The sequence below is a fragment of the Limoniibacter endophyticus genome, assembly GCF_014652835.1.
Taxonomy (GTDB): Bacteria; Pseudomonadota; Alphaproteobacteria; order Rhizobiales; family Rhizobiaceae; genus Limoniibacter; species Limoniibacter endophyticus.
The window spans coordinates 197,286-222,585 of the sequence record NZ_BMZO01000005.1 but is presented as its reverse complement, the minus strand read 5'-3'; the positions used below and the strand labels follow the sequence as shown (position 1 = coordinate 222,585).

The 25,300-nt window shown below is 60.3% G+C and carries 25 protein-coding genes and 1 pseudogene; 13 read left to right on the top strand and 13 right to left on the bottom strand.

All coding sequences use genetic code 11. From position 1 onward, the window contains the following. Positions 1 to 7: 7 nt before the first annotated feature. The 11 genes from IE151_RS09015 to IE151_RS08965 form a co-directional block, all read right to left on the bottom strand. On the bottom strand, positions 8 to 769 hold the full coding sequence (locus tag IE151_RS09015) for an ABC transporter permease (RefSeq protein WP_189489662.1): 762 nt from the start codon (positions 767 to 769) through the stop codon (positions 8 to 10). Beyond that, positions 766 to 1,563 (bottom strand): ABC transporter permease, encoded by a 798-nt coding sequence (locus tag IE151_RS09010; protein ID WP_189489661.1) that lies wholly within the window; start codon positions 1,561 to 1,563, stop codon positions 766 to 768. Before IE151_RS09010 ends, IE151_RS09015 begins: the two co-directional genes overlap by 4 nt. Then, entirely contained in the window at positions 1,560 to 2,585 is a 1,026-nt protein-coding gene (locus tag IE151_RS09005; RefSeq protein WP_189489660.1) for an ABC transporter substrate-binding protein, read from the bottom strand. The genes IE151_RS09010 and IE151_RS09005 overlap by 4 nt, the downstream gene beginning before the upstream one ends. A gap of 47 nt (positions 2,586 to 2,632) precedes the next feature. Beyond that, positions 2,633 to 3,412 carry a class II aldolase/adducin family protein gene (locus IE151_RS09000; protein ID WP_189489659.1) on the bottom strand — a complete coding sequence of 260 codons (780 nt, stop codon included), beginning with the start codon at positions 3,410 to 3,412 and terminating at the stop codon, positions 2,633 to 2,635. Between the two features lie 19 nt (positions 3,413 to 3,431). After that, positions 3,432 to 4,361, bottom strand: a complete 930-nt coding sequence (locus IE151_RS08995) for an ABC transporter ATP-binding protein (protein WP_189489658.1) — start codon at positions 4,359 to 4,361, stop codon at positions 3,432 to 3,434. Positions 4,362 to 4,708: 347 nt separating this feature from the next. Further along, the gene (locus tag IE151_RS08990) at positions 4,709 to 5,647 is read right to left on the bottom strand and encodes a nucleoside hydrolase (protein WP_189489657.1); all 939 of its coding nucleotides are present in this window, start codon (positions 5,645 to 5,647) and stop codon (positions 4,709 to 4,711) included. Next, positions 5,647 to 6,576 (bottom strand): cupin domain-containing protein, encoded by a 930-nt coding sequence (locus IE151_RS08985; protein ID WP_189489656.1) that lies wholly within the window; start codon positions 6,574 to 6,576, stop codon positions 5,647 to 5,649. Before IE151_RS08985 ends, IE151_RS08990 begins: the two co-directional genes overlap by 1 nt. Next, positions 6,576 to 7,829 carry a hydantoinase/carbamoylase family amidase gene (locus IE151_RS08980; protein WP_189489655.1) on the bottom strand — a complete coding sequence of 418 codons (1,254 nt, stop codon included), beginning with the start codon at positions 7,827 to 7,829 and terminating at the stop codon, positions 6,576 to 6,578. The genes IE151_RS08985 and IE151_RS08980 overlap by 1 nt, the downstream gene beginning before the upstream one ends. Before the next feature lie 4 nt (positions 7,830 to 7,833). Beyond that, positions 7,834 to 8,715, bottom strand: coding sequence for an alpha/beta fold hydrolase (locus IE151_RS08975; RefSeq protein WP_244636682.1), 882 nt, complete (start codon positions 8,713 to 8,715; stop codon positions 7,834 to 7,836). Between the two features lie 39 nt (positions 8,716 to 8,754). After that, positions 8,755 to 9,891, bottom strand: a complete 1,137-nt coding sequence (locus IE151_RS08970) for a pyridoxal phosphate-dependent aminotransferase (protein ID WP_189489653.1) — start codon at positions 9,889 to 9,891, stop codon at positions 8,755 to 8,757. 3 nt (positions 9,892 to 9,894) lie between these two features. Beyond that, on the bottom strand, positions 9,895 to 10,671 hold the full coding sequence (locus tag IE151_RS08965; protein WP_189489652.1) for an SDR family oxidoreductase: 777 nt from the start codon (positions 10,669 to 10,671) through the stop codon (positions 9,895 to 9,897). 315 nt (positions 10,672 to 10,986) lie between these two features. Here IE151_RS08965 and IE151_RS08960 point away from each other — a divergent pair, with 315 nt between their 5' ends. The 6 genes from IE151_RS08960 to IE151_RS08935 all read left to right on the top strand — a co-directional run bounded on the left by IE151_RS08960 (position 10,987) and on the right by IE151_RS08935 (position 16,856). Continuing rightward, positions 10,987 to 12,069: an ABC transporter ATP-binding protein gene (locus tag IE151_RS08960; RefSeq protein WP_189489651.1), complete on the top strand. Its 1,083-nt coding sequence runs from the start codon at positions 10,987 to 10,989 to the stop codon at positions 12,067 to 12,069. 49 nt (positions 12,070 to 12,118) lie between these two features. Beyond that, a complete protein-coding gene (locus IE151_RS08955) occupies positions 12,119 to 13,423 on the top strand; it encodes an ABC transporter substrate-binding protein (protein ID WP_189489650.1) in 1,305 nt (434 codons plus the stop codon). Between the two features lie 137 nt (positions 13,424 to 13,560). Beyond that, positions 13,561 to 14,385 carry a carbohydrate ABC transporter permease gene (locus tag IE151_RS08950; RefSeq protein WP_189489649.1) on the top strand — a complete coding sequence of 275 codons (825 nt, stop codon included), beginning with the start codon at positions 13,561 to 13,563 and terminating at the stop codon, positions 14,383 to 14,385. A gap of 1 nt (position 14,386) precedes the next feature. Continuing rightward, on the top strand, positions 14,387 to 15,232 hold the full coding sequence (locus tag IE151_RS08945) for a carbohydrate ABC transporter permease (RefSeq protein WP_189489648.1): 846 nt from the start codon (positions 14,387 to 14,389) through the stop codon (positions 15,230 to 15,232). A 3-nt stretch (positions 15,233 to 15,235) separates the two neighbouring features. After that, positions 15,236 to 16,069 carry an alpha/beta fold hydrolase gene (locus tag IE151_RS08940; protein WP_189489647.1) on the top strand — a complete coding sequence of 278 codons (834 nt, stop codon included), beginning with the start codon at positions 15,236 to 15,238 and terminating at the stop codon, positions 16,067 to 16,069. Between the two features lie 82 nt (positions 16,070 to 16,151). Further along, positions 16,152 to 16,856 (top strand): GntR family transcriptional regulator, encoded by a 705-nt coding sequence (locus tag IE151_RS08935; protein WP_244636673.1) that lies wholly within the window; start codon positions 16,152 to 16,154, stop codon positions 16,854 to 16,856. 471 nt (positions 16,857 to 17,327) lie between these two features. On the opposite strand, the pseudogene IE151_RS08930 reads toward IE151_RS08935, so the two are convergent. After that, a pseudogene (locus IE151_RS08930) lies at positions 17,328 to 17,495 on the bottom strand (tyrosine-type recombinase/integrase); the annotation flags it as partial. A 526-nt stretch (positions 17,496 to 18,021) separates the two neighbouring features. Here IE151_RS08930 and IE151_RS08925 point away from each other — a divergent pair. The 6 genes from IE151_RS08925 (at position 18,022) to IE151_RS08900 (ending at position 22,188) form a co-directional block, all read left to right on the top strand. Next, positions 18,022 to 18,870 (top strand): type IV toxin-antitoxin system AbiEi family antitoxin domain-containing protein, encoded by an 849-nt coding sequence (locus IE151_RS08925; protein ID WP_189489645.1) that lies wholly within the window; start codon positions 18,022 to 18,024, stop codon positions 18,868 to 18,870. Then, positions 18,870 to 19,784 (top strand): nucleotidyl transferase AbiEii/AbiGii toxin family protein, encoded by a 915-nt coding sequence (locus tag IE151_RS08920; RefSeq protein WP_189489644.1) that lies wholly within the window; start codon positions 18,870 to 18,872, stop codon positions 19,782 to 19,784. The genes IE151_RS08925 and IE151_RS08920 overlap by 1 nt, the downstream gene beginning before the upstream one ends. Before the next feature lie 81 nt (positions 19,785 to 19,865). Beyond that, complete coding sequence (locus tag IE151_RS08915) at positions 19,866 to 20,789, top strand: PDDEXK family nuclease (protein WP_189489643.1); 924 nt, start codon at positions 19,866 to 19,868, stop codon at positions 20,787 to 20,789. Between the two features lie 167 nt (positions 20,790 to 20,956). Next, positions 20,957 to 21,757 carry a DUF1883 domain-containing protein gene (locus IE151_RS08910; protein WP_189489642.1) on the top strand — a complete coding sequence of 267 codons (801 nt, stop codon included), beginning with the start codon at positions 20,957 to 20,959 and terminating at the stop codon, positions 21,755 to 21,757. A 25-nt stretch (positions 21,758 to 21,782) separates the two neighbouring features. Beyond that, positions 21,783 to 21,980, top strand: coding sequence for a hypothetical protein (locus IE151_RS08905; RefSeq protein ID WP_136161880.1), 198 nt, complete (start codon positions 21,783 to 21,785; stop codon positions 21,978 to 21,980). A 10-nt stretch (positions 21,981 to 21,990) separates the two neighbouring features. Next, positions 21,991 to 22,188 (top strand): hypothetical protein, encoded by a 198-nt coding sequence (locus tag IE151_RS08900; RefSeq protein ID WP_189489641.1) that lies wholly within the window; start codon positions 21,991 to 21,993, stop codon positions 22,186 to 22,188. A 236-nt stretch (positions 22,189 to 22,424) separates the two neighbouring features. Here IE151_RS08900 and IE151_RS17720 read toward each other — a convergent pair whose 3' ends face one another. After that, on the bottom strand, positions 22,425 to 22,781 hold the full coding sequence (locus IE151_RS17720; protein WP_244636672.1) for a hypothetical protein: 357 nt from the start codon (positions 22,779 to 22,781) through the stop codon (positions 22,425 to 22,427). A gap of 21 nt (positions 22,782 to 22,802) precedes the next feature. On the opposite strand from IE151_RS17720, the gene IE151_RS08895 reads away from it, so the two are divergent. Then, complete coding sequence (locus IE151_RS08895) at positions 22,803 to 25,106, top strand: UvrD-helicase domain-containing protein (RefSeq protein WP_244636671.1); 2,304 nt, start codon at positions 22,803 to 22,805, stop codon at positions 25,104 to 25,106. The last annotated feature ends 194 nt before the right edge of the window (positions 25,107 to 25,300 follow it).

Sequence of the window (25,300 nt, the reverse complement as noted above, 5' to 3'; positions counted from 1 at the left end):
GCTATGCTTATCTCCAGAAAATGCAGCGACGCTCTACTAAGCTGATCGCGCCGAAGAAGGTGAGGCTAATCGCGGAAGCGACGATGATGGCGGCCCAGACTTTGACGAAATCGATCTGCAGCACCGCCTGATAGATCACCCAGCCGAGCCCGCCATAGGCGCCGAGCATCTCGGTGACGATGGCGACGATGACGCTGCGCACGGTCGATACACGCATGCCGGCGATGATCAACGGCAAGGCCGTGGGCAGGCGGAGACGCCAGAGAACCGTCAATCGACCGGCGCCGAAGGATCGGATCAGGTCGACAGACTTGCGATCAACCCGGTCGAGTCCGGCAATGGTGCTGAGGAAGATGGTGAAGCTGACGGCAACCGCGACCATGACGATCTTCGAGGCCATGCCCATGCCGAACCAGAGAAGCACCAGCGGCGAATAGGCGACCACCGGCACTGAGTTGATCGCTGTGGCCAGCGGCAGCACCACGCTTCTGGCGACCGGGATCATGGTCACCAGCACGGCGGCCGCGATGCCTATCAGGCAGCCGATCGCGTATCCTGACAGCGCCTCTGCCGCAGTGAAGTGGGCCGCGGCGAGCAGATTAGCCGCATCGCCCACCATGCCGCTCAGGATACTGGAGACGGACGGCAGCACATAGGCCGGAAGGTTCAGCCCGCGGGCAGAAAGCTCCCAGATGACGGCGACCAGCAGGGCGCCTGCGATGCCGCGGCCAATCTGACGGGCGCTGTCATTTTCGAGAAATGCGCTCATTGCTCGTTCCCCCAGAAAACGATCTTGCGCTCGGCATAGGTGACAAGCCCATAAAGCCCCATCCCGAGACAGGCGGAGACGACGATGGTGGCCCAGATACCGACGACGTTTTCGTTGTACATGGCCTGCAGCAGCAGTACGCCGAGACCGGTCGTGTCGCCGAACCATTCGCCGACGATCGCGCCGACCAGCGCCAGCGAGGATGCGAGTTTCAGGGCGACGAACAGTTGCGGCAGGGCGGCCGGCAGATAGAGCCGGCGCAGGATCTGGCCGTCACCGGCGCCGAAGCTCTTCATCAACTGCACCTGACGCGGATCAACGGCGGAAAAGCCCAGCATCGTATTTACCGTCACCGGCAGAAAGCTGATGTAGAAGGAGATCACAGCCTTGGCGAACAGCGTATTGCCAAACCAGAGAACCACGACGGCGCCGAAGGCGATGACCGGGATGGTCTGCGAAACGACGAAGAGCGGAAAGAATAGCTCCTTCAACACGGTCCAGCGGTGGAAGACGACCGCCACGGCCACGCCGAACAGGCCGCCGGCGACGAAACCCAGTGCAGTTTCCAGGAACGTCCGCCAGAGGCCGGTGAGATAGGCTCCGGGCGTTGCCATGATGTTGGCGGCGATCGCGCTCGGCCTGGGCAGGTAATAGGGTTCGATATTGAAGCCCATGACGATCACCTCGATCGCCAGCAGGCCGACTGCGAGCCAGAGCATCGGCTTGATTACGGCATAAATCCTGCCCGCCGAAACGACGGGCAGGTCCGCAGCAGGGGTTGCCGTACCACTCATAGGCTGCGATCCGCGGCCGGGATCTTGTCGATGAAGCTCGCATCGAAGGCGGCGTCGAGATCGACGGGCTTGGAGATTACGCCATACCGGGCGAGCAGGTCGTTGGCCGAGCCGACGGCAGCCTTGTCGATGGTGAATATCCCATCGGTCTTCGCCTTGCCTGCGGTCATCAGCACCTTGATCTCGCCCAGCATGAATTCCTGCTGGGCGCGGTCAAGCGTCGGCGCGATCTTCATGATGATGTCGATGGCTTCCTTCTCGTTGGCGAAGGCGTCCTTCCAGCCCTTGACACTGGCGCGCAGGAATTTCTCTACCAGTTCCGGCTTCTCCTGGGTGGTCTGCTCGGAAACGATCAGGGTATCGCGCGGGAAGGAAACGCCGCTGTCTTCCGGAACGAAGAGGTTGAGGTTCTCCTTGCCGACGCGCTGGTTGATCACATAGAGCTCATTGTAGCGGGTGGCTGTCACGACATCGACCTGCTTGTCGACGAACGGTGTAACAGAAACCTGCTGAGGCTGGATATCGGCCTCCTTGGCGTCGATGCCAACCTTAGACAGCATCGCCGACAAGACGTGATTTGCGCCTGTGAACCAGGTAGTGATCGTCTTGCCCTTGAAGTCCGCCACGTCCTGCACCGCGCCATCCTTGCGGGAGACAAAGACGAATGGGGTTTCCTGGTGGGAAACGCCGATGCAAACGATCGGCAGGCCCTTATCGCGAGCGGCGAAAACGCTGTCCGTGCCGCCCGAAAGCCCAAAGGTGTCGGCTCCGGTGGCGACCAGGTTTTCGGTCAGAAGGTTCGGACCGCCCGGATTGATCGTGAGGTTGATGCCTTCTTCCGTATAGTAGCCCTTTTCGAGGGCGACATAGAAGCCGGCGAATTGGGCCTGGGTCAGCCACTTGAGGCGCAGGCTGGCGTCGACCAGGTCCTGGGCGCTTGCCTGGCCGACGGTCATGCCGAGCCCCTGGAAACCGATCGCGGCGGCAGCAAAGGCAGCGAATACGTTACGTCTGTTAAGCATGGAACCTCTCTGTTGGTCGTTTGATTATTATTGACCTCCACCCAGTCTCACTGCCGGTAATCTGAACCCTCCCTGTCGAGCTGACGCAGGAAAGCCGGCCACTCCCGTTCGCCAGCAATGAGAATGTCGCCCTTGCTTTCCCAGAATTGCCGCGCCGCCTTTTCGCAGACGTCGTGCGGCGGGATGACCAGGGAAGTACCCGAAGCGGTCGCGGCCTGCAGGTCCAGCTGGATGCGGGCGGCACGCTCGAAATAGTAAAGCAGCATGAAGGCTTCGCCCGGCGTACGGCCGACCGTCAGGATGCCGTGGTTGCGCATCAGCATGACGCGGTTGTCGCCCAGGTGGCTGATGATCCGCTCCTGTTCGGCGAGATCAATCGCCACGCCTTCATAGTCGTGGAACGCCTGGCGCTGGTAGAAACGCATGGCGAACTGGCTGAGCGGCAGAAGCCCTCCCTCCTGGCACGACACCGCCGTACTGGCGTCCGAATGGGTGTGCAGCACGCAGGCCGCGTCATGGCTTGCGTTGTGGATCGCTCCATGGATGACGAAGGCGGCCTTGTTCACCGCATAGGGCGTGTCATCGAGCTTGTTGCCCTCGGTGTCGATGCGCACCAGGCTTGAGGCGGTGATTTCCTCGAACAGGAAGCCATAGGGGTTGAGCAGGAACTGGCCGTCATGACCCGGAACACGCATGGAAATGTGGTTGTAGATCAGGTCGTCCATGCCCAGCCGCGCCACCATCCGATAGCAGGCCGCGAGATCGACGCGTGCCTCCCACTCGGTTTCAGAGATATGCGTAGGGCGGCCAGAATAATGATCAGTCATCGTCATTTCCTTTCGTCTATCAGTGTCCAGCAACCTGGAAGGACTTCATGCTCTCCTCTTCGATGGCATCAAGGAGGGTCTTCTTCAGCGCGATGAATTCAGGCGATGTCACGATGTCCGGCTTGCGCGGGCGCGGCAGGTCGACGACCTGCTCGAGCTTCACCTTGCCGGGCCGCGCCGTCATCACCAGCACCCGGTCGCCCAGGAAGATCGCCTCGTCGACGTCATGGGTGATGAACAGGACGGTACGCTTGTGCTTCTGCCAGACATCGAGCAGCCAACGCTGCATCATCGTGCGTGTCAGCGCGTCGAGTGCGCCGAAGGGCTCGTCGAGCAGCATCAGGTCGCGTTTGAACAGGAAGGTGCGCATCAGCGCCACGCGCTGGCGCATGCCGCCTGAAAGCTGGTTGGGGTGCTGCTTCTCGAAACCGGCCAGACCGAATTCCGGCAGCATGGACATCGCCTGCTTGCGCGCCTCGCTTCGCGACATGCCCTCGATCTCGAGCGCGAGAATAGCGTTGTCGATCACATTGCGCCACGGCAGCAGCAGATCCCGCTGCGGCATGAACGAAACCTGGCCAAGCAGGTCGGAGGCTATCGAGCTCTTCCCCTTCAACCGCAGGATATTACCCGGGTCCGGCTCTTCAAGACCGGCGAGAATATTGAACAGCGTGCTCTTGCCGCAGCCAGAGGGTCCAACGACCGTTACCAGTTCGCCCGGCTGGATCGCGACCTCGAGATCATTGAGGGCCTTGACCGAACCAAAGGTTTTCGAGACGTTGCGCAGTTCGATCAACGGCTTTCCTTCCGCAATCGGTTCAGCGGCCTCAAGCTTCGCGGTAGCCGCTACCTTGGTTTTCCTCGCCTTAAAAAGCTCGATCAACCCTATGCCGCCAGCCGCAGGACCACGGAGATATTCTTCGGTCAAGGCCATCGTGGTGTCGGTCATACCCTCACTCCTGCGTGTATGCATTTATTCGATATCAGAATACAAGCAATTGCCGTGCCAGACTCAAATTCAAAGAAAAATCAGATTTACTTTTCCTCCTACGCAGGGAGAAGGCTGCGCTATTACTCAAGATGCTGGAAATGCCACATCAAAATCAAAAAATAATCCATTTTGGATTAAATGTATTCAGTTTTTCGTTATTTGAATTCATAAGATGCTAAATAAAGTGCATCCACTGTTCATATATCAGGCAACCCGACGAAAGGTGCAACGCGGGTCATCGATCCAAAAGAAAAGCCGACTACGTTCCCGTAGCCGGCCGGCAGACATGAGAGATGGCGTCGGATTTATGAGAACGCCTGCTTCATCATCCAGAAGAAGCCGTCATTCGAGGCCACTTCAACCACGCGTGCATTGACCTTGAAGTCAGGCCAGCGATTGCCGAGCACCGGCGGATGCACGGCGGAGAACCCCCGGGTGATTTCGCCCATCGTCTCGATCCGCACCACCGCATCGCGCGCACTTTCGATGAGATCGGGGTTTAACGCGATCGCGCAGGTCAATGAATCCGGATGTGTGCTGATCGGACGACCGTAGCGGGCTTCCGCCGTCTGGCGCGGCACAGCCGAAACCTTGCGGTAGAATTCCGACAGAGGCGTCTGCATCGCGAAGATCTCTTCAAGCTGGTCGGCTTCAAAGAGGCTGGAGCGCATCGTCAATGTCCAGGTGGACAGGGTGATGTTGAACCCAGCCTCAAAGACAATCCTGGCGGCTTCCGGATCAATGAAGAAGTTGTACTCGGCGCAAGGGGTGATGTTGCCCACCGAATTGTCCGTTCCGCCCATGATCCAAAGATGACGCACCGCCTTAGCGATTCGTGGCTCCTTCATCACCGCGAGCGCGATATTGGTCAGCGGCGCCTGGGCAAGGATGTCGATCTCACCGGGAGCTGCCATCACTTTCTCGATAATGGCGTCGACGGCATGCAAGGTCTCCGGGCGCTGGCGGGCAATCGGCAGGTTTGCACCGCTCATCCCGTCATTGCCATGCATGGTGGAGGGTTCCCAAGGCTTCACCATGGGACGCCGCGCGCCGCAATAGACCGGAATCTTGCCGGAGAAGCCGGCCACCTCGATCGTCGCCAGCGCGTTTTCGACCTGCTGGTCGAATGGCACGTTGCCGACGCAGACGGTCACCGCCTCGAGCGTCGATCCCGGCGTCTTCATCGCCAGCAGCATGGAATAGGTATCGTCCCCTGCCGTATCGGTGTCGATGATCAGCCGCATCAGTAGAACTCGAAGCCCATGGTGCGCGCGTGATAGTAGAAGCCGCCGTCCTGGACGATGAGAAATTCGGCCCGCGTATTGCCGTCGTTGTGGTGGCTGTGCTTGGCGGCCGGCGGCGTGATCAGCGTTGCCCAGGGAGACCAGTCGCATTTTTGGTCAGCAACCATGGAATAGGCCGGATCGCCGGCAACGACGAGCGTGATCGCCGCCGAATTGTGCTTGTGCGGCGGCTGCTCGCTCTTCGGCTTCAGCGTGTTGAGCGAAAGCGTCATGGTCGGTGTGATGTTGCGCGCCGCTTCCGACTTTTCCGCCGAGAAGATCAGTGCGTGGCCGGAGGTCGATGCATTGGCGTTCGAGCCGTAGACCACGTCGAGCTGATGCACGATCTCGTCCGCCGGGTAATGGACAAACTGGACGGCGGCATCCTTACCGGTAACAGGAGAAGAGGTGTCGAACTTCAACTGCGGATCGTTGCCGACCGCCCAGAAGACGCTGTCTTCCTCCGCGGTGATCTGCGACTCGACGCCACCCGGCAGCAGGAAGACATCGGCCTTGCCGAGCGAAGCATTTTCCGCACCGACAACGAGCTTGGCCTTGCCCTTGATGACATACCAGATCGAGGCAGTGTTGATCAGCGTCGTGTCGAGCGTCTCACCCGCCTTGACCACCGCATAACGCGCCAGCATCAGCGGCGTCGTCGCGGCAAAGCTGCACTGCATCTTGTCGGACTGATCGCAATTGATGAAGCCAGTCTTCTCCATCTTCATCGCCTGGGCCGGCTCGTCGAGGAAGATGTGGCCCGGAACAGGAGGAAGCTTGATGTTGAATGCATTGCCGGAGTTGAAGTAACGGCTGCGTCCCTCCGCAGCATTGGCGGGGTTACGCGGCAGTTGAACCGGCATTTCTGCCATGTCGTTGGCTGTGCTCATCATGCATCTCCTTGGTTGAACGAAAGACCCGCCTCTTGAAGCAGCAGGTCGAGAAGAACGGCGGCACCCGCCGCCACATGGGCGGGCTCCGCCCATTCGTCCGGGTGGTGGCTGACGCCGCCCCGGCAGGGAATGAAGATCATCGCGCTGCGCGTCAGTGGCGCCATCTGGCGCGCATCATGGCCGGCGGCGGACAGCACGTCGAGCCAGGAATGGCCATGTCGCTCGGCCGAGGCGCGGATCTGTGCCTTCAGTCCCTCGTCGAAACCGTTCGAGGGCGCATCGACCAGGCGGCGGACATGGACTTTGCAAGCGCCCGCTTCGGCAAGCGCGATCTCTTCGAGCGCCAGGCCGAAAGCATCGAGAACGTCATTGTCAGGGTGGCGCAGGTCGATGCGGAACGTCACTTTGGCCGGAACGACGGAGGGCGCATTCGGCTCGACCACGACGCGGCCGATGGTGAACTTTACCACAGCGTCGTCCGCCGCCGCCTCATGCATGGCGGCGGTCATGCGCGCAAAGCTGCGCACCGCATCCTGACGACGGGCCATCGGCTCCGTCCCGGCATGGGCCTCGCGGCCGACCACCGTGATTTCGTAGGTCTTCTTGCCCTGGATGCCGGATACGACGCCGATGACGGCACCTTCCGTTTCCAGCACATCCGCCTGCTCGATGTGCGGCTCGACATAGGCATGGATCGGAAACCCGAGTGGCCTGCGCTCGATCTCTGGGAAGGCGGCGTGCACCGTCTCAAGCGCCTTGCCGACGCTGACGCCATCGGCATCGCGCACGGCCATGACCTGCTCCAACGTGCGTTGGCCGGCAAACAGTTCCGAACCCATCATGCCGGGGGCAAAACGGCTGCCCTCCTCGTTCATCCAGCCAACGACGGTGATCGAGCGCTCCGGCGTCAGGCCGGCTTCGGCAATCGCGGCGACGGCCTCCAGAGCCGCAAGCGTTCCAAAGGCTCCGTCAAAAAGGCCGCCCGTCGGCTGGCTGTCGATGTGACTGCCTGCAACGACGGGCGCGAGGTGGGGACGTGCGCCCTTGAGAGTCAGGAAAAGATTGCCAGCGGCATCGGTGGAGGGCTCAAGACCCGCCTCGGCACCCCAGGCGATCATGCGCCGCCAAGCCAGGATTTCCTCCGCCGACAGCGCCTGGCGATTGACGCCACCGCCGGGCAGCGCACCGTCCCCGCCGAGCGCCATCAGTCGCGCCCAGAGCCTATCGGGAGAAATCCGGGGCAGCGCCATGATCTTATTCCGTCCGCATGACCTGGCCGGGATCTGCCCGCGGGTCGCGCAGCTTCCACGCGCCATGCTCGGCCTGGGCGATAAAATCGGCGACCAGCGAGTTGAACAGCGCCGGTTCTTCAAGGTTTAGCGTGTGACCGGTCTTCGGCAGGATCGCCAGACCAGAGGAAGGGATCATCTTCTTCAGGTAGATCGACGGCTGCAGGCAATGATCGTCCTCGTCGCCGGTCATCACCAGCGTCGGAACCGTCAGCGCCGTGAGCTGATCTTCAAGGTCCCAAAAAGACGGACGGCGGCACTGGACGCCGCGCATGGTATTGGCCGCGCCGACGGCGGAGTGATGCGACAGGCGCTCGGCGAAGGCCGCCCAGCCGCGCGGATCCTTGTTCTGGAATTGCACCCGGCTGGCGCCGAGCGAATAGATCTTCGAGAAGCCGGCAGGATCCTTCGCGAAATTCTCCGCCACCTTCAGCGAGGTGTTGCGGAAATAATCCGCGGTTTCCCGTTCCGTGCCGTAGCCGGCTCCGGCAACCGTCAGCGACAGCGCCCGCTCCGGCGTACGCAGGCCGAAATGCAGGGTAGCGAAACCGCCCATGGACAGGCCGACGATATGCGCCTTCTCGATGCCAAGATGATCGAGTACCGCGACCGCGTCGTCCGCGGCGATCGCCTGGGAATACATTTCCGTGTCGGCCGGAATGTCCGATGGCGCATAGCCGCGCGCTGCATAGGTGATGCAGCGATGACGACGGGCGAAGAAGCTCATCTGCGGCTCCCAGGCATCGTAGTTTCCGCCGAACTCGTGGATGAACAGGATCGGGGTTCCATCCTCTCCAGCCGTCTCGAAGTAGAGCTTCGTTCCATCCTTGGCCGTCGCGTACATGATGAGCCTCTTTGCCTCGTCTGATCGAAAGAAATGCCAGCCCTAGAACAGCGCTGGTACGTCGTTGAGGGTGCGCGCCGTCTGGATGTAGCGCGGCAGGCCTTCGCATAACCGCTCGGCCCAGCCGGTCGGCACCGAGGTTGAGACCTTGATAAAGCGATCACCAAAGGCGGCCGTGTGATAGCGACCCTGGCGGATCATCACACCTTCGCGGCGGGCGGCTTCGACGATCGCTTCCGGCGAAACGCCGGTCGCAGCCGTTTCGAGAACCAGGAAGTTGCCGTGCGAAACCGGGATCGGCACGGAAAGACCCGAAGCCTTGGCCGCTTCGATGATCATCGCCTTGTTGGTGCGATCCGCGCGGCGAACATCTTCCATCCACTCCGCCTTGACTGCGAGGCCAGCCATGGCCGCGCGCTGGGCGACGACCGATGCTCCGAGAACCGAGGTGGAGGCTGCGCCGAACTCGTCAATCAGCTTTGGTTCGGCGACGAGTGCGCCGATGCGCATGCCGGCGAGACCCAGCCACTTGGAGAAGCTAAGCGAAACCACCGTACCTTCCGGCGCCACTTTCAGAACCGGCGTATGGCCGTCGGCGAAATCGCGATAGGTGCAGTCGTGGATCATCAGCGCGCCGACCGAACGGGCGATCTCGGCAAAGGCCTCGATCTCTTCGCGGTCATAGCGGATGCCGAGCGGGTTGTTGGGATCGACGATGTAGATAATCGCGCAACGTTCATCTACGTTGGCGCGAAGCGCTTCCGGGGTCAGCTTGTAGTTGACCGAGGCATCGTAGATTGGGATTCGGATAACTTCGGCACCTGCCTGTTCGGCGAACATGCAGGGCCATTTCCAGGTCGGATCGGTAGTGACCAGCGTCGTGCCAGGCTTGGCACGCGCCTTGCAGATCATGGCGAGTGCATTTACGCCACCCTCGCTCACGAGAGCTTCGGCGCCCGACCCAGCCACTCCGAGATCGGCAACGATGGCGCTGCGCAGGGCTTCGAAACCCATCGGCGGCGCATAGGCATTAAATTCACCGGCCTCGACGGAACGGATCATTGCATCGGTGACCGCCGGATGAGCGGACACGTGATTGGTATTCTGCCCCATCCACGCCAGGTCCGGCGTGGAGAACAGATCGTCGAAATAGCGGTTGCGGGTGCGAGCGTCGGCCATCGATCAGATCACCGAACCGCGAGCCGCGATGCCGCCGTCGATCGTAACGACGGTCCCGCTGATATAGCCGGCCTTCGGCGAGGCGAGGAAGACGCAAAGGTCGGCGACTTCTTCGGCCGTTGCCGGACGCTTGCCCGGATACTTGTCGTAAAGCTCTTCCCAGCGGCTCTCGTCGCCAAGCATGTCGATCGCCTTACGCTTCATGATCTTGAACATGCGTGGGGTATCGACCGGACCCGGATTGACGCCGACGACACGAATGCCCTCGTCCATGCTGCGTCCGCCGATCGCCTTGGTAAAGCTCATCAGCGCTGCATTGCCGGTGGAGCCGGCGAAGTAAGCCGCATCCCAGTTCTCGCCGGAATTGCCGATGACATTGATGATGACGCCACCCTTGCCCTTGCGGCGCTTCCAGAATTCGCGGGCAAGCGAGATGTAGCCGAAGACCTTGAGGTCGAAACCGCGGCGGATGGATTCATCCGTGACGTCTTCGATCGAGCCGGCAGGGATATCGCCGGCATTGTTCATCAGGATGTCATAGTCGCCGCAGGCCCTGTCGAGGGCGACCATGGCCTCGGTCGTGCCGAGATCTGCCTCATGCACGGTCACATTAACCGGATACTGCGCGAGTTCCTTCTTCAGATCCTCCATCGCCGCACCATTGCGTGCAGCAAGATGAAGATGACATCCTTCGGCCGCCAGTACCTTGGCGATCGCGTAACCAATGCCCTGTGAAGCTCCGGTGATCAGAGCCGTCTTTCCAGCAAGACTGAGTTCCACCTGCGTCCCCTATTTGAATACATATTTCACTTTCTTGCATACGCAATTTGTTATTCGTGTCCACGGTTTTTTTGGTTATTCCCTCAGTATTTCTTTAAAAAATAGGATAATGAGAACAGATTTCCATAATCTGCTTAGTTTTTGCGCACATTTGCTTAGTTTTTATGCATAATGCAGAAAAATACCGTTACACATAGGATTTTGGATAAAATGTATTTTTTGTATACCTATTGGTATTGCGCGAATACGAAATTCACACCAATGTCGCGGAAATGGCCTGGGAGGGCCAAGCAAAAAGGACTGCGGGAAATCCTCATGGCAGATGTGTCCCTCAAATCTGTGGGAAAAACCTACGAAAATGCCTCGGCCAACACCATCGAGGGCCTTAATCTGGAAATCCAAAGCGGTGAATTCGTCGTCCTGGTCGGCCCGTCCGGCTGCGGCAAGTCCACCACGCTCAGGATGATCGCCGGCCTCGAGGAACTGTCGGACGGTGAGATCTGGATCGGCGCTCGCCGCGTCGACGAGCTGGAGCCGCGCGAACGCGACATCGCCATGGTCTTCCAGAACTACGCGCTCTATCCGCACATGACCGTTGCCCAGAACATGAGCTTCGGCCTGCGTCTTTCCGGCATGGACAAGACCGAGATCCGCCGCCGCGTCGAGGATGCCGCCAAGGTCCTGGACATCTCAGGTCTCCTGAAGCGCCGACCCAAGCAGCTTTCCGGTGGCCAGCGTCAACGCGTCGCCATGGGCCGCGCCATGGTCCGCGATCCGGCCGTCTTCCTGTTCGACGAGCCGTTGTCCAACCTCGACGCCCAGTTGCGCGGCCAAATGCGCGCAGAAATCCGCCGTCTGCACAAGCGCCTGAAGGCCACCACGATCTACGTCACCCACGACCAGGTCGAGGCCATGACGCTTGCCGATCGGGTCGTCGTCCTCAACAAGGGCAAGATCGAACAGCAAGGCACGCCCCAGGAACTCTACGAGCGCCCGGCAGCCCGCTTCGTCGCCAGCTTCATCGGCAGCCCGACGATGAATTTTCTCCCGGCGGAGGTTGTCGGCGAAGGCCGGACGCTGATGCTGAAAGTCGGCACGGCGCTCGTTCCGGTTCCCTCCCACAAGATCGACGCCGTCAGCCCGTACATCGGACGCAAGGTCGAACTCGGCCTGCGTCCGGAACACTTCCTTGCCGATGGCGCGCCGGACTTGACGGCATCCGTCGAGATGGCCGAGCTGCTGGGTCCGACTACTCTGGTTCACTTTACTGTGGCCGGGACCGCCTGTTCCGCCATGCTGCCGCCCGAACTGGCCGTTGCTGAGGGCGAGCCCCAACCTCTTCGTATCGCATCCGACCGCATGTCGCTTTTCGATCCGGACAGCGGATACGCGCTTTGACGTGACCGACACTCTGATGTCGACAATACCATAATAAGGAGAACAGCTGATGGATGCCCGCAATCTCGCTCTCGCCGGCCTGCTGAGCGCCACCGCGCTCTATGGCACCGGCGCCTATGCCCAGGATGCACCAGCCTGCGCCGGCGAACCGGTGACGCTGCGTATCCTGCGCACGCCCGGCAACTACCCCTACCCGGCGCCGATGGAAGCTTGGCAGAGAGAAAATCCCTGCGTAACCTTCGAAATCAACGAAGTTCCATTCGCCCAGCTCGCAGACACGATTTCCGTCCAGGCTGCCAGCTCCAACCCGCCGGACATCATCGTCTATGACGGCCCCAACACCCAGTCCTATGCCGCCTCCGGTATCCTGCTGCCGATCACCAAGTATCTGCCGGATGGCTGGGATGATGACATCCTGCCAGCGACCAAGGCCGAACACAGCTATGAGGGTGAGGTCTATTCGCCGGGCATCGAGCAGACTACGATTGCCATGTACTACAACAAGGCGCTCGTCGAAGCCGCCGGCATCAAGCCGCCGCAGGATCTGAAGGATGCCTGGACCTGGCCGCAGGCACTCGAAGCCTTCAAGGCTTGCCAACAGGGCCCAGCCGGCTCGCCGACCATCTGGGGCCTCGGCCCGACCCGCTTCGGCAATGGCCAGCCGGGCCTAACCTATCAGGACCTCATCTATCAGCGCTCTGCCGGCGACCCGACGGCCGATCCGGAAAGCAGCGCCTTCAAGACCTTCTGGGCTCTTTCGCCCGACGGCAAAAGCGTCGAGGGCTACCTCAACACGCCGGAAACTGTTGAAGCGCTGAAATTCTATCAGTCGCTGTTCAACTCCGAAGGCGTGGCGCCCAAGGTCGGCATTCCGAATGCATACTTCGACGGCAAGGCATGCTTCTACATCGACACGCCAGCCGCCGGAAACGCGCTTCTGAAGGACCCGAAGATCGAATGGGGCATCACGCCGATGCCGTATTTCAAGTCTCCGGTCGTTCACACCGGCTCGACCACGATCGGCGCGACGGCCCGCTCGAAGAACCCGGAGATCGCGGCCAAGTTTGTCGTCGACATGTCCTGGGGCGAATATGCCTACATGAACGTCAGCCAGCGCGGTAACCTGCCAACCCTGAAGAGTCTGTTCCCGCGCTTCGAGATCTATAACAGCTACCCGATGAAGGTCTTCGTCGACCAGCTGCAGGAATGGGGCCAGCCGCGCCCGCCGGGTCCGAAGTTTGCCCAGTACGACAAGCTCGTCACCGATGCCCTGCGCGCAGTCGCCTTCGGCGGTGAGCCCACCGACATCATGGCGGATGCCGAGAAGAAGGTTCAGCGGATTCTCGACCGCTAATAGCAATGGACGCAAGAATGTCGGCTTCAAATATCTTTTCTACGTCTTTGGCTCCCGCAAGACCAAAGAGCCGCAAACCCGCAACCACGCGGCAGAAGCGGGACTGGCTCTTTGCGGCCGGCTTCCTTGCTCCGTTCATGATCCTGCTGCTGGTCTTCCAGTACGTGCCTCTGCTCGTCATGGCCCGCAACAGCGTCTATGACTACTCCCTGCTCAACCCGGCGACGGCAAAGTTCGTCGGATTGCGCAATTTCACCGACATGATCGAATATGACGACGCCATGATCAGCTTCGGCGTCACCTTCGCCTTCGCGCTCGGGGTTGTGCTCTTCGTCATTCCGGTCGCCTTTTCGCTAGCCTTGTTTCTCAATTCGAAACTGCCGGCCCGCGGCCTCGTCCGCACCATGATCATGCTGCCGGTGGTGACCTCCTCCGTCGTCGTCGCCACCATGTGGTCCTTCCTGCTCGACCCATCGAACGGCCTGATCAACGGCGTGCTGAACATCCTCGGCGTCACCAACCAGCCCTTTCTCACCTCGACCAGCCAGGCGCTCCCCGCACTCATAGCCATGACACTCTGGCAGCAGGTCGGCTTCGGCGCCATCCTCTTCCTCGCCGGTCTCCAAGGTCTGCCGGTCGAATTGACCGAAGCCGCGCGCATCGATGGAGCCACTCGCCGGCAGGTGCTGTGGAATGTCACCATTCCGCTGCTCTCGCGCACGACGCTCTTCGTCGTCGTCATCATGACCGTATTTTCGCTGCAGGCCTTCGCGCCGGCATTCCTGATGACCCAGGGCGGACCGCAGGAGAGCACCAACCTGATCGTCTACCACATCTACAACACGGCCTTCATCATGCAGCAGGCCGGCTACGCGTCGGCGCTTTCCGTCGCGCTGCTGCTCGTCGTGCTCGGCATCTCCATGGCCCAGATGGCCCTTCTGCGCTCTCGCTGGAATTACTGACATGAAGACGCTCACGGTAAAGCGCGGCCTGTTGGTCGCATTCGTCATCGCTCTGATCCTCTGCTGCTTTCTGGCCCCCTATGCCTGGATCGTCTCCTCGTCGTTCAAGAACCAACTGACGCTGTTCAACGACGTGACGCCGCTCTCCTGGAAGGCCTTCTTCCCGGTCAACGGCACCATCGAGAATTACCAGACGCTGTTCGAACGCACGAATGTCCTGACCGCGCTCTTGAATACCGCGATCGTCTCCGGCGGCCAGGTCGCACTGACCCTACTTCTCTGCTCGATGGCCGCCTATTCACTGACACGCATCAAGTTCCCGGGCGCCAAGATCGTCTTCGTCCTAATCCTGCTCACCTTCCTGCTGCCTATCGAGGCGATGATGGTGCCGCTCTATCAGGTCGTCTCGGGCCTCGGCCTGTCCAACACCCTGCTCGGTATCATGATCCCTTGGATCGCCAGCCCTTTCGGCCTGTTCCTCCTGAAGCAAGCCTTCGAGGAACTGCCCGTCGAACTCGAGGATGCCGCCCGCATCGATGGCGCGGGCCATGTCCGCATCTTCTTCTCGATCGTGCTGCCAAACGTGAAGGTACCCATGCTGACGCTCGGTCTCATCACCTTCCTCTTCTCCTGGAACAGCTTCCTCTGGCCGCTGGTCATCGTCCAGGATCCGGCAAACCAGATCATCCAGGTAGCGATCGCCCAGCAGGGATCTCCGACGCAGCTTCCCAACTGGGGTGAAACTTTTGCCGGCGCGACGGTCGCCACCGTGCCGCTGATCCTGCTCTTCCTGTTGCTGCAGAAATATTTCACCCAGGGCATGACTACCAGCGGGATCAAGGGCTGACGCATGGACATCAGTGGCACCACTCCTGCGCCCCTCTTCACTCTTGATGCCCCGCACGGAGGCCGGATTGGTCACCAGACTTTCGGCACCGAAGGCGCTTGGCTAGTGCTCATCCATGGTTGGTGCGGCAGCGCCAAGCACTGGAGCATCATCGCTCCGGAGCTAGCCCGCGACTACCGCGTGCTCGTTGTCTCCCATCCGGGCTTTGGCAGCATGGCGCCGCCCCCGAAAGGCGGCGAGACGATCGAGGCCATGGGCCTGGCAGTCGCAAGCGTGCTAGCCCATCTCGACATCCGCGATGCCATCCTGATCGGTCATTCCATGGGCGGTCCGATCTCGATAGAGGTCGCGATTGCAGCTCCGGGCCGGATCGCCGGACTGATCGGTCTCGATACGCTGTCGGATCGCGGCTATTATGGCCGTGTGCCGGATGAGGAAATTCGCCGTCGTCACGATGATTTTGCGCTCGACTATTCCGGCAACATGCGGGCCATGGTCGACAACATCGTTCATCCGACCACCGCCGAAGTGATGCGCCGGGAAATCACCAATGGGATGATCGCCGCGGCGCAGGTCGCCTTCGCCCTCGACATCAAGGATGCGCTCTTCGCCTGGAATGCCGAAGAGCGCTTTCCCCTCGTTTCCTGTCAGGCGCTGTTACTCAATTCGACCTGGGTAGCGCGCCTCGCCCATCCCAAGCCGATGCCCTGCTTCATGGGCACCGAGATCGTCGAATACGATTCCGGCCATTTCCCGATGGTCGAATCGCCCGCAATGATTGTGGAAAAGCTGCGAAGCAGCCTCGCCAAGTTCGTATACGCTAAAACCTCGCATTGAATGCAGAGCTGAAAGAAAAGTACATATGCTCCCTACAAGGTCACGCGTGACGAAACGCCGACAAACGATAGGAGCCTTCGCTTTGGATCAGGATGATGCCCCGACGCCGGCGAATTCCGCAGGGCGTGCGCCGACCCGTTCCGACGAATTACGCGATCAGCTCGAGCAGATGATCCTCGACGGCCGCTTGGCGCCCGGCGAGCGACTTGACGAGATGGAACTCGCCCGTCGCTTCGGTATTTCCCGTACACCCGTGCGGGAAGCGATCAAGTCGCTGCTCGCGATCGGCCTGATCGAGACCCGTGGCCGCCAAGGCACCCATGTCGCGCTTCTGTCCATCCCAGCCCTGATCGAGATGTTTGACGTGATGTCGGCGCTGGAGGGACTCTGTGCTCGTCTTGCCGCCCGTCGCGCCATTCCTTCCGAACGCGCCGCCATGCGCGCGGTCCACGAAGAGTTGGTCCAAGCCTTCGAAGCCGGCGACCCAGTCGCCTTCTACAAGGTGAACCAAAAATTCCATGACCTGCTCTACGAATCGGCCCATACGCATTTCATAGCCGACCAGGCGCTGCAACTTCGTCGCCGCATAGGCGCCTATCGCATGCGCGCCACCTACCAGCCTGGCCGCATGCTGAGCACCTTAAGCGAACACGTCCGAATCATGGACGCCATCGATGCGGGCGACCCGGAAGCCGCCCAGAAGGCGGCGAGCGATCACGTCCAACTGCTCGGCGATCAGTTGACCGATTTTATATCATCTCTGCCCACGCAGATGGCCCGAGCTTAATAAGCCCGCCTCTACCGCACTCCGAATCCGGCCCCCTCTTGACGGATCGCACCGCCGGTGTGACAGGCCAGCCAAGAGGAGCGGCCACAACCCGTCGCCCTGCGCTCGTCAATCATCTTAGCCCCGAGATCGGCATCACCTTGGCCGCCATGCATCGAAACCGGAAGTAATCGACGACCCGAGTTCGCCCGGCCCCGAAGGCTGCCGGAAGGCGCCAACGTCCGGATGACCGGCACCATAAGCGAATTGGAAAGAAATGCCGGCCGACTGGCGGGCGCCCAACAGTCTGAAATGGGTTCAGGTTCAATCGATCGGAATCGAAGTCTATCCTAGCGGCTGATAGCTGGTTCGGTAATAACGTGCGACCGCGGGATCAACGCCGGTGCTGATCGCAGAATTCATGTTGGCGGCGATTTTGCGCTTCGAAAAGGAGTTCGACGAAACAAAAGCCTGAAGCGAAGGCGCCTGGGCCCGATTGCGCCACACGGGAAGTAGTCCGCGCTCGAAGATCGAGCGCCGCATCGCCCTGGTGCTGTCGGCCGTGGTCGCGTTGGTCAGCCATTTCTCGCCGAACCGGCCGAAACTCTTTGCTTCCTTGATCCGTCGCTTTTCGCGCTGCTTCTCGATCGCCGGCGCCTGTAACGGTACTTTCTGGATTGATGCGAGGGCCGTCAACCGTGACGGTACATATGATTGATGCCTATCGATAGATATCGATAGGCATCGTCGTAAAATTATTTTATTTCAGTGTGTTACGTCGAGTTCTGGCGCACAGTCGGCGGCATTGGGATAGGCCTGAATCATTCCCACTCAATCGTCCAAATCCACCTTAAGTCATTGATATCACATGTAATTATGACCTTCAGGCGCGCAAAAACCGACTACTGGCTAGTCAAAATGCTACGCTTTTGATTTTAAAGGGAAAAAGGGTCGAAAAAAAATTTGTGAGTTTCAAGGTCAATCGGCGTCTATCGCCCGTTTGGACCCTGTGAAGGCCACCCCACGGAATAGCCAATTTGTATCAGAAAACACCGCTGACCACAATGAGCGGCCTGCCTCGAACAAGAGGTCAGTTTACGTTTGTGCCGATTTGCCAACCACAGCGCAGCAAATTACGGCTCCTTCAAACTGGCGCATAGTTTGAAAACATGCTAAAACACTCACCATGAGTGAGCAAACAACAGGGAAGTTAAAGCAGCTGGAGCACCTCCTGCCAGAGGGATTGCTCGTCGATGCCGCGTGGCTTTCTGCTCACGGCTACTCAACCTCGCTGCGCACCAAATATGTCGCCTCTGGTTGGCTCAAACAGCCGGCTCGCCGTGTCTATCGGCGCCCTCGCGGACAGCTTGGCTGGCAGCAGGTGGTCGTCTCGCTGCAGACGCTTCTAGGCTATCGTCTCACCGTTGGCGGCCGGACAGCCCTCGAGCTGCAAGGCTATGCCCATTACCTCTCACAGGATCGTTCCGAGATCCACCTTCACGGTCCAGCAAGGCCACCCAGCTGGCTCACGACGCTGCCGCTGACGGAACGGTTCGTGTATCATAACAGCACGCCACTTTTCGGGGCCGACCTGGAAGGTATCAGCTTCCCTTCCCTCGTTTCGGACCGCGCACCTGACGCGCGAGATGCGGGATCTTTTCAGGATGCCGGACTTCGCGTTCTGCCCTGGGGCCAATGGGACTGGCCGTTGACGGTATCGACGCCCGAACGAGCGGTTCTCGAACTTCTCGATGAACTCCCGCAGCATGAAAGCTTCGATCAGGTCGACGTGCTGATGGAAGGTCTGAGCGATCTTGCGCCGAGGCGGCTCCAGAAGCTGCTTGTCCGCTGCCGCAGTGTGAAGGTGAAGCGCTTGTTCTTCTTCTTTGCCGATCGGCATCGCCATGCATGGCTCAAGCATGTCGACCGGACCGCAATCGATCTGGGATCGGGCAAGCGCATGCTGGTCAAGGATGGCAGGTACGACCCGACCTACGAGATCACTGTTCCCAAGGAACTGGCCGAGGCGTATTGATGGCATTTGCGGACACTTACCGAAAACAGGTCGCACTACTGATCCGCACACTGCCTTCGGTGGCTGCTGAAGAGTGCTTCGCGATGAAGGGTGGCACGGCGATCAATCTGTTCGTGCGCGACCTGCCGCGTCTCTCGGTCGATATCGACCTTACCTACCTGCCAGTGCAGGATCGCGCGACCTCGCTTGCAACGATCGATGCGGCGATGGCGCGTATCGCCGAGCGCATTACCGAGACAGTCCGCGGCTCCCGTGTCGCTCCGTCACGCTCACGCGAGAACGTGACCACCAAGCTCGTGGTCCGTGGCGATGGCGCGCAAATCAAGATTGAGGTGACGCCGGTCCTGCGTGGCTGCGTGTTCGAGCCCGCCATACGCTCGGTCTCGCCCAGCGTGGAAGACGAATTCGGATTTGCCGAAATGCGGATCGTCTCCTTCCCCGATCTTTATGCCGGCAAGATTGTCGCCGCGCTCGACAGGCAGCATCCGCGCGATCTGTTCGACGTCCGCGACCTACTGGCGAACGAAGGCATCGACGAGGCCCTTCGCCGGGCCTTTCTCATCTATCTCATCAGCCATGATCGTCCCATGGCCGAGGTATTGGCCGTTCGGCGCAAGGACATCGCCACCGAATTCGCGCGCGGTTTTGTCGGCATGACCCGGCAACCGGTCGAACTTGAGACTCTGCTTGCGGCGCGTGAAGCATTGATCGCCGACATTGTCGGCGCGATGCCCGATGCGCACCGCCAGTTCCTGTTGGCGTTCGAGCGCGGTGAACCCGACTGGGCGGTGCTCGACCTAGAGTCCGCCGCCGATTTGCCAGCCGTGCGATGGCGGCAACAGAACCTTGATGGTTTGAAAGCCGATAAGCGTGACACGCTGGTGCGGCAACTTGAAGAGGTGCTGACCACGTAGATGCCTAGTGCGGCACATCGGCGCGAACGGAAACGCGACGTTTCCTTTTTAGTCACGGGGTTTATCGGGAGGGAATGATCCGTGAGTAGTGTTTGGCAGTATTTCCAACCACCTCTCTACTGGCAGCAATTCGAGGAGCTTTGCGTCGAGTTGCTTGGCGAGGTCTATGATGTCCCGAATGCCCAGCAAGTGGGCCGCCCGGGGCAGGCACAGAACGGGATTGATGTATTCGGGCAGTCGGCGCGGCACGGCAGGATCGGGATTCAGTGCAAGCGACTTTCCGACCTTGACGAGCATAACAATCCCTATCCGGGCGGGCCCATCACGCGCGCCTTTCTTCGCGCAGAAGCGAAGAAGGCGCTGGCCTTCAAACACGACCTCAAACTCTGGATCCTTGCTACCACCGCGCGCCGGGACACAAAGGTTCAAGAGTGGGTGGAAGAATTAAACGACGAGTGGCAACAGGCCGGCCGTGACAGGATCGCTATCGTCTGGACGTGGGATGAGTGCATTTCCCATCTCAACAGCTATCCCAACCTTCAACGCAAATATTATCGGGACGTGATCCAGGTCTGCGCGCCGAAGGATCTCGACGAGATTATCTTGCGCACCATTGCCATGGCGTTCGCCCGCCCTGCGTTCGAAGTGCCGCTTCACTGCGAAACGCCGAGCGACTTCTTTCAAGCGTTGAAGGATACGCAAAAGGCTCTCCGCACCGGCGAGCTGGTCGATCGCGAAAGCAGACATGTCATTCGCAAGGCGATCGGCGGTTACCATGAATTGGATGATAGTGACGCACGTGCGAGTCTCGGCGAGGTTGATAAGAATCTGAAGATCTTGCGGACTCATCTTGAGCAAGGACTCAAGGACAAAACGATCCGGACAGTCGGCACCTACCTAGACATTCGAGAGCCAGCCCTTGCCCGTTATCTTGAAGAGCTACGGCAGCGATGCCTCGATGACTTAAACCGGGTTCTCCAGGGCACTGGCATTCCCACCATATAGGCGGCGGAGCGGCCGTATCGGCGGCTCGCCCAAACAGCCCATGGGTGACATGTTTTGACGCCCTCGTGTGCGAACCTGCTCCTGTTGAAGGACAGGTGATTCGAGTGGCTCGCCCGCCCGCGCAACCTGCACTTCGGACTGCTGGACACCGCGATCGGGAGAGCTCGATGAATTTCACGCATTACAATCTGGGGCACGTCGAACGGGGCAGTGTCGTCGTGGTGACGCTCAGCGGCAGTGCGGCCAACGTCCGCCTCATGGATGGCTCGAATTTCAGCAGCTACAAGTCCGGGCGCCAGCATCGCTACGTCGGCGGACTTGCCAAACGTTCTCCGGTGCGGCTGCCGGTGCCGCATTCCGGCACCTGGCATGTCGCCGTCGACATGCAGGGGCTTCGCGGATCGGTGCGGTCCGGTGTTCAGGTGATCCCAGGGGAAGCGTTCCACCCTCTGCCCACAATCAACGAGGCACCGCTGCGTAGCATCCCCACACTCGTCCGCGACGCCGAGGATGATCTCGCGCCGCCCCCCGAGGCGCCCGATGGCCGAGTGTTCGACGTTTTCATCTCCCACGCATCGGAGGACAAGGATGAAGTCGTGCGACCCCTGGCGAATGCACTGCGCGAAGCAGGATTGTCGGTCTGGTACGACGAGTTCGAATTGCGGATCGGCGACAGCCTTCGGCGCAAAATCGACCGGGGGCTGGGAAGCAGCCGTTTCGGCGTGGTTGTGCTGTCGCAGGCGTTCTTTGGCAAAGGCTGGCCCGAATACGAGCTCGACGGGCTCGTGACCCGCGCCGTGTCGGGTGAGCAGATCCTGCTGCCGATCTGGCACAACGTCTCCAAACGCGAGGTGATCGGCTACTCGGCTTCGCTCGCTGATCGACTGGCGCGTAGCACCGCCACCCACACCGTCGAAGAGATTGCCGCGGAGATCGCGGACGTCGTGCGCTTGCCGAACGCAGCGTGACGCCAGAGGCGCCAGGAGAGACCAGATGAGAAAGCAGATTGAGGATGAATGGAGCGGCTGGGACGGCGACACCATCGTCCGGCTGACCGACGGTTCGGTGTGGCGCCAGGAGGAGTATCATTATGAGTATCGCTACGCCTACCGCCCCTCGGTGACCCTGTCCGGCAACGTCATGCATGTCGAGGGCATGAGCCGCGGCATCCGCGTCCGCCGGATCGACTAGGAGAACAATGGTGCAGACACGCACTGCAGGAGCCTGGACGGGCTGGAGCGGCGATACCATTGTCAAACTCGCCAATGGGACGGTCTGGCGCCAGGATCAGTACTATTATCGCTATCAGAACAAGTACCGGCCGCGTGTGGTGATCGAGGGCCGGTATATGCATGTCGAGGGCATGCCCAAGGCAGTGCGCGTGCGCCGCATCGATTAGCAGCCAAAGTGTCGCCTGCGCAGCGGCGCTCATGATCGTTCATTCAGAAATCTGCCGGCCACCGGTTTGGAACATCTCAACAAGTTGCTGATAATCAGACATTTGAATCAGGATGTTCGGGCATATCGAATGTGGCATTGAGCAAATTGTTATCCAGCCGAGCGCAGACATACCGCCCCGGCTTTCTTGCACGGTTGTTTGCTTCCGGAAAATGGAAGCTGACCCTGGATCCGAAATCATCCGGGCGCATCCGGCTGCGCCAGGACGGTGATGTCGAGCTTGTCTGCCTCGATATCGTATCGATTTCGGCCAGCAAGGCTCTGCTGTGGCACAGCGTTGAGATCCGCTCTCGCGGCAGAACGGATGGTCTGTCCGGCCTGACGGGTGAAGCAGCCGCGCAATTGGTCGCCGACCTTCACGCCTTCATCAATACCCATCTCTTCGGCCTGATTGGCGCCGAAACGGGCCGCTTGCACGATGTCGATGCTCGGCTTCGGAAAATCACCGAAGGCAGCAAGCAGTATCTCGCTCAGGCCGATCTTGGCCGGGCGATTGCCAGCGTGCCAGGCGATGCGGCGGCCGCCCTCGCGCATCCGCTCCTGAATTCACAGTTGATGCCGGCCAGGCTCAAGGCGTCTCTGCCGCCTTCGTTCATCTTCCTGACGGATCCGGGCGTTCGCCAAGCCTATAATGAAACATTCGTCACCGCGGAGCTGCAAAAATTCCAGGACTTCTTCGACGATCTCGACGGGCGTTCCCTGTCCGATCAGCAACGCGAAGCCTGCATTCGCCTCGAGGACAACAATTTGCTGGTCGCCTCGGCGGGCTCGGGCAAGTCCGCAACCATGGTCGGCAAGGTTGCCTATGTCCTGGAAAAGCAGCTCTACCGGCCTGAGGAGATCCTGCTTCTGGCTTTCAACAAGAGTGCTGCCGACGAATTGAAAACTCGGATCGCCCGGCAGCTGCAGGTCGAGGAAAGCGAGCTGGCTTGCCGCGTCACGACGTTTCATGCGCTGGGACGCGGCATAATCGAGAAAGTCGAGGGGCGGCCGCCCCAGCTGGCAAATTGGGTGGAGCACCCTGCCGGCGAAACCAAGGTTATCGAAGATATCATCCAGGCCTTGGTCGAGAGCGATCCGGAGTTCGCGCGGATGTGGAGCGATCTGCTGGTGGTGCATCCCAAGGCCGACATTCCGGTCGAGGCCTTCGACACCGAAACCAACTATAATCGCTATGTCACCGATCGCCTCAGGAAGGGCTCTGCCACGATCGGTTCGCTTGCCGGCACTATCGTCAAGTCCCTGCAGGAGCAGAAGATCGTCAATTGGCTGTGGCTGCATTCGGTTGCCTTCGAATACGAGCGGCAGATCGCAGTCGAAGACGATGATGGCACACTGCGCCACCTCCATCCCGACTTCTATTATCCGCAGGCTGACACGGTGCATGAGCACTTCGCGCTCAACCACGATGGGACCTCGCCGTTTGCCGACTATGCCGTGCATGCCGAAAGCAAGCGGCAGGCCTATCGCCGCAAAGGTATCGACTTCTTCGAAACGACGTCAGCCCAGGCCAGTAGCGAAACGCTTTTGAGCACGCTCGAAGCCGAGTTGGCGCAGCGCGCCGTGCCATTGGAGCGCAGGGACTATGCCGAGATCACCAAGGCGCTCGAGCCGGTGGTGATCAAGCATTATCACAAGCTCATATCGATCTGCATCAAGCACATTCGCGCCAGCCATTTGACGCTCGATATGCTGCTCGAACGCGCCAAAACCCTGCACGACAAGGAGCGGGCAAAGCTCTATGCTCGGGTCGTCTGGTCGATCGCGCAAGGCTATTCCCGCCGTCTGGAAGAGACCGATCGGATCGATTTCGATTCCATGATCGCCGACGCGGTACGGCTCGTCGAAACCGGCCGCTATCAAAGCCCTTATTCGCTGATCCTTGTCGACGAGTTCCAGGATATCTCCGAGCCGCGCGCCAATCTCATCAAGGCGCTCAAGCAGCAGAAGGCGTTCAGCAAGATATTCGCTGTCGGCGATGATTGGCAGTCGATCTACCGCTTTGCCGGATCGGACATCACGATCTTTACCCAGTTCGAGGCCAATTTCGGAGCAAGCTGGCAGGGGCGGCTGGAACAGACCTATCGCTGCAATCAGCTGATCGCCGAGACGGCCGCAAAATTCGTCCAGCGCAATCCGGAACAAATCGTCAAGGCGGTCCGCTCGGCGCGGCCCGCCATCGCGCGCTCGATCCGGGTCATTCCTATCGATGACGAGCGCGGCAGACCTGATTTTGCTCTGGCTTGCCATCGCCTACTCGATCGGCTCGACACGGCTTTGGGCGGCATGGCCGCCCAGTGGCGCCAGGAGCCGAACGCCAAACTCAAGGTTCTGGTCTTATGGCGGTACAATCTGCTCGACCCGTTCGCAGGACGTCCGCCCGTCTTTGCCCATATCGCGGTTTCGGGGATGTCCTTTCACCGGGCCAAGGGGCTCGAGGCGGACTACACGGTTTTGCTCGACGTTAGCGAGGGCGATTACGGCGTGCCGAGCCGCATCGAGGATGATGAACTGCTCAATCTGGTTATTCCGCGCCCTGAGACTTACGCATATGCGGAAGAACGACGTCTGTTCTACGTTGCGCTGACGCGTGCTAGCCGGGGCGCGTATCTCATCACCAATGGCCGGCAACCGTCGCGCTATATTCGGGAGCTGTGCGAGATCGCGGGCGACGAGATCCGCTTTGAGACGATCGGAGGCGCAGCGCTGCGCCAATGCCCCAAGTGTCTGGTCGGGCAGATGGTCGAGAAGCGCAACAGGAACGGCACGGTGTTCAGCGGGTGCAACCAGTTTCCCGATTGCAAACACAGTGAAGAATGGCCGGCGCAGTCAAGGACGCAGCAACGCAGGCGCGCATGAAGTCGGCCCACCGCGAAGATCATTTGCAGCGTCCCCGGGGCGCCACCTGGTGAACCAGTGCGTGCCGCGACTACTTCCCGCTCCCACCGAGACAGAGCGCGAAGAAACGATTAGGCATTGTGCGGCAGCTTGAAGAGGTTCGGCGATAGCTCGCAGTTCGGCCAGTTCCAACGGACGGCAAGGCTTGGGATGGC

Coding starts and splice junctions, on each gene's coding strand:
- IE151_RS17720 (WP_244636672.1), bottom strand. CDS start 22,781: ATGCGCGAGGGCGGCCGCCGCATCGCCTGGCACGCTGGCAATCGCCCG.
- IE151_RS08960 (WP_189489651.1), top strand. CDS start 10,987: ATGGCAGATGTGTCCCTCAAATCTGTGGGAAAAACCTACGAAAATGCC.
- IE151_RS09010 (WP_189489661.1), bottom strand. CDS start 1,563: ATGAGTGGTACGGCAACCCCTGCTGCGGACCTGCCCGTCGTTTCGGCG.
- IE151_RS08955 (WP_189489650.1), top strand. CDS start 12,119: ATGGATGCCCGCAATCTCGCTCTCGCCGGCCTGCTGAGCGCCACCGCG.
- IE151_RS08945 (WP_189489648.1), top strand. CDS start 14,387: ATGAAGACGCTCACGGTAAAGCGCGGCCTGTTGGTCGCATTCGTCATC.
- IE151_RS08925 (WP_189489645.1), top strand. CDS start 18,022: ATGAGTGAGCAAACAACAGGGAAGTTAAAGCAGCTGGAGCACCTCCTG.
- IE151_RS08920 (WP_189489644.1), top strand. CDS start 18,870: ATGGCATTTGCGGACACTTACCGAAAACAGGTCGCACTACTGATCCGC.
- IE151_RS08990 (WP_189489657.1), bottom strand. CDS start 5,647: ATGCGGCTGATCATCGACACCGATACGGCAGGGGACGATACCTATTCC.
- IE151_RS08950 (WP_189489649.1), top strand. CDS start 13,561: ATGATCCTGCTGCTGGTCTTCCAGTACGTGCCTCTGCTCGTCATGGCC.
- IE151_RS08970 (WP_189489653.1), bottom strand. CDS start 9,891: ATGGCCGACGCTCGCACCCGCAACCGCTATTTCGACGATCTGTTCTCC.
- IE151_RS08985 (WP_189489656.1), bottom strand. CDS start 6,576: ATGAGCACAGCCAACGACATGGCAGAAATGCCGGTTCAACTGCCGCGT.
- IE151_RS08995 (WP_189489658.1), bottom strand. CDS start 4,361: ATGACCGACACCACGATGGCCTTGACCGAAGAATATCTCCGTGGTCCT.
- IE151_RS09005 (WP_189489660.1), bottom strand. CDS start 2,585: ATGCTTAACAGACGTAACGTATTCGCTGCCTTTGCTGCCGCCGCGATC.
- IE151_RS08895 (WP_244636671.1), top strand. CDS start 22,803: ATGCCGGCCAGGCTCAAGGCGTCTCTGCCGCCTTCGTTCATCTTCCTG.
- IE151_RS09015 (WP_189489662.1), bottom strand. CDS start 769: ATGAGCGCATTTCTCGAAAATGACAGCGCCCGTCAGATTGGCCGCGGC.
- IE151_RS08980 (WP_189489655.1), bottom strand. CDS start 7,829: ATGGCGCTGCCCCGGATTTCTCCCGATAGGCTCTGGGCGCGACTGATG.
- IE151_RS08940 (WP_189489647.1), top strand. CDS start 15,236: ATGGACATCAGTGGCACCACTCCTGCGCCCCTCTTCACTCTTGATGCC.
- IE151_RS08905 (WP_136161880.1), top strand. CDS start 21,783: ATGAGAAAGCAGATTGAGGATGAATGGAGCGGCTGGGACGGCGACACC.
- IE151_RS08910 (WP_189489642.1), top strand. CDS start 20,957: ATGAATTTCACGCATTACAATCTGGGGCACGTCGAACGGGGCAGTGTC.
- IE151_RS09000 (WP_189489659.1), bottom strand. CDS start 3,412: ATGACTGATCATTATTCTGGCCGCCCTACGCATATCTCTGAAACCGAG.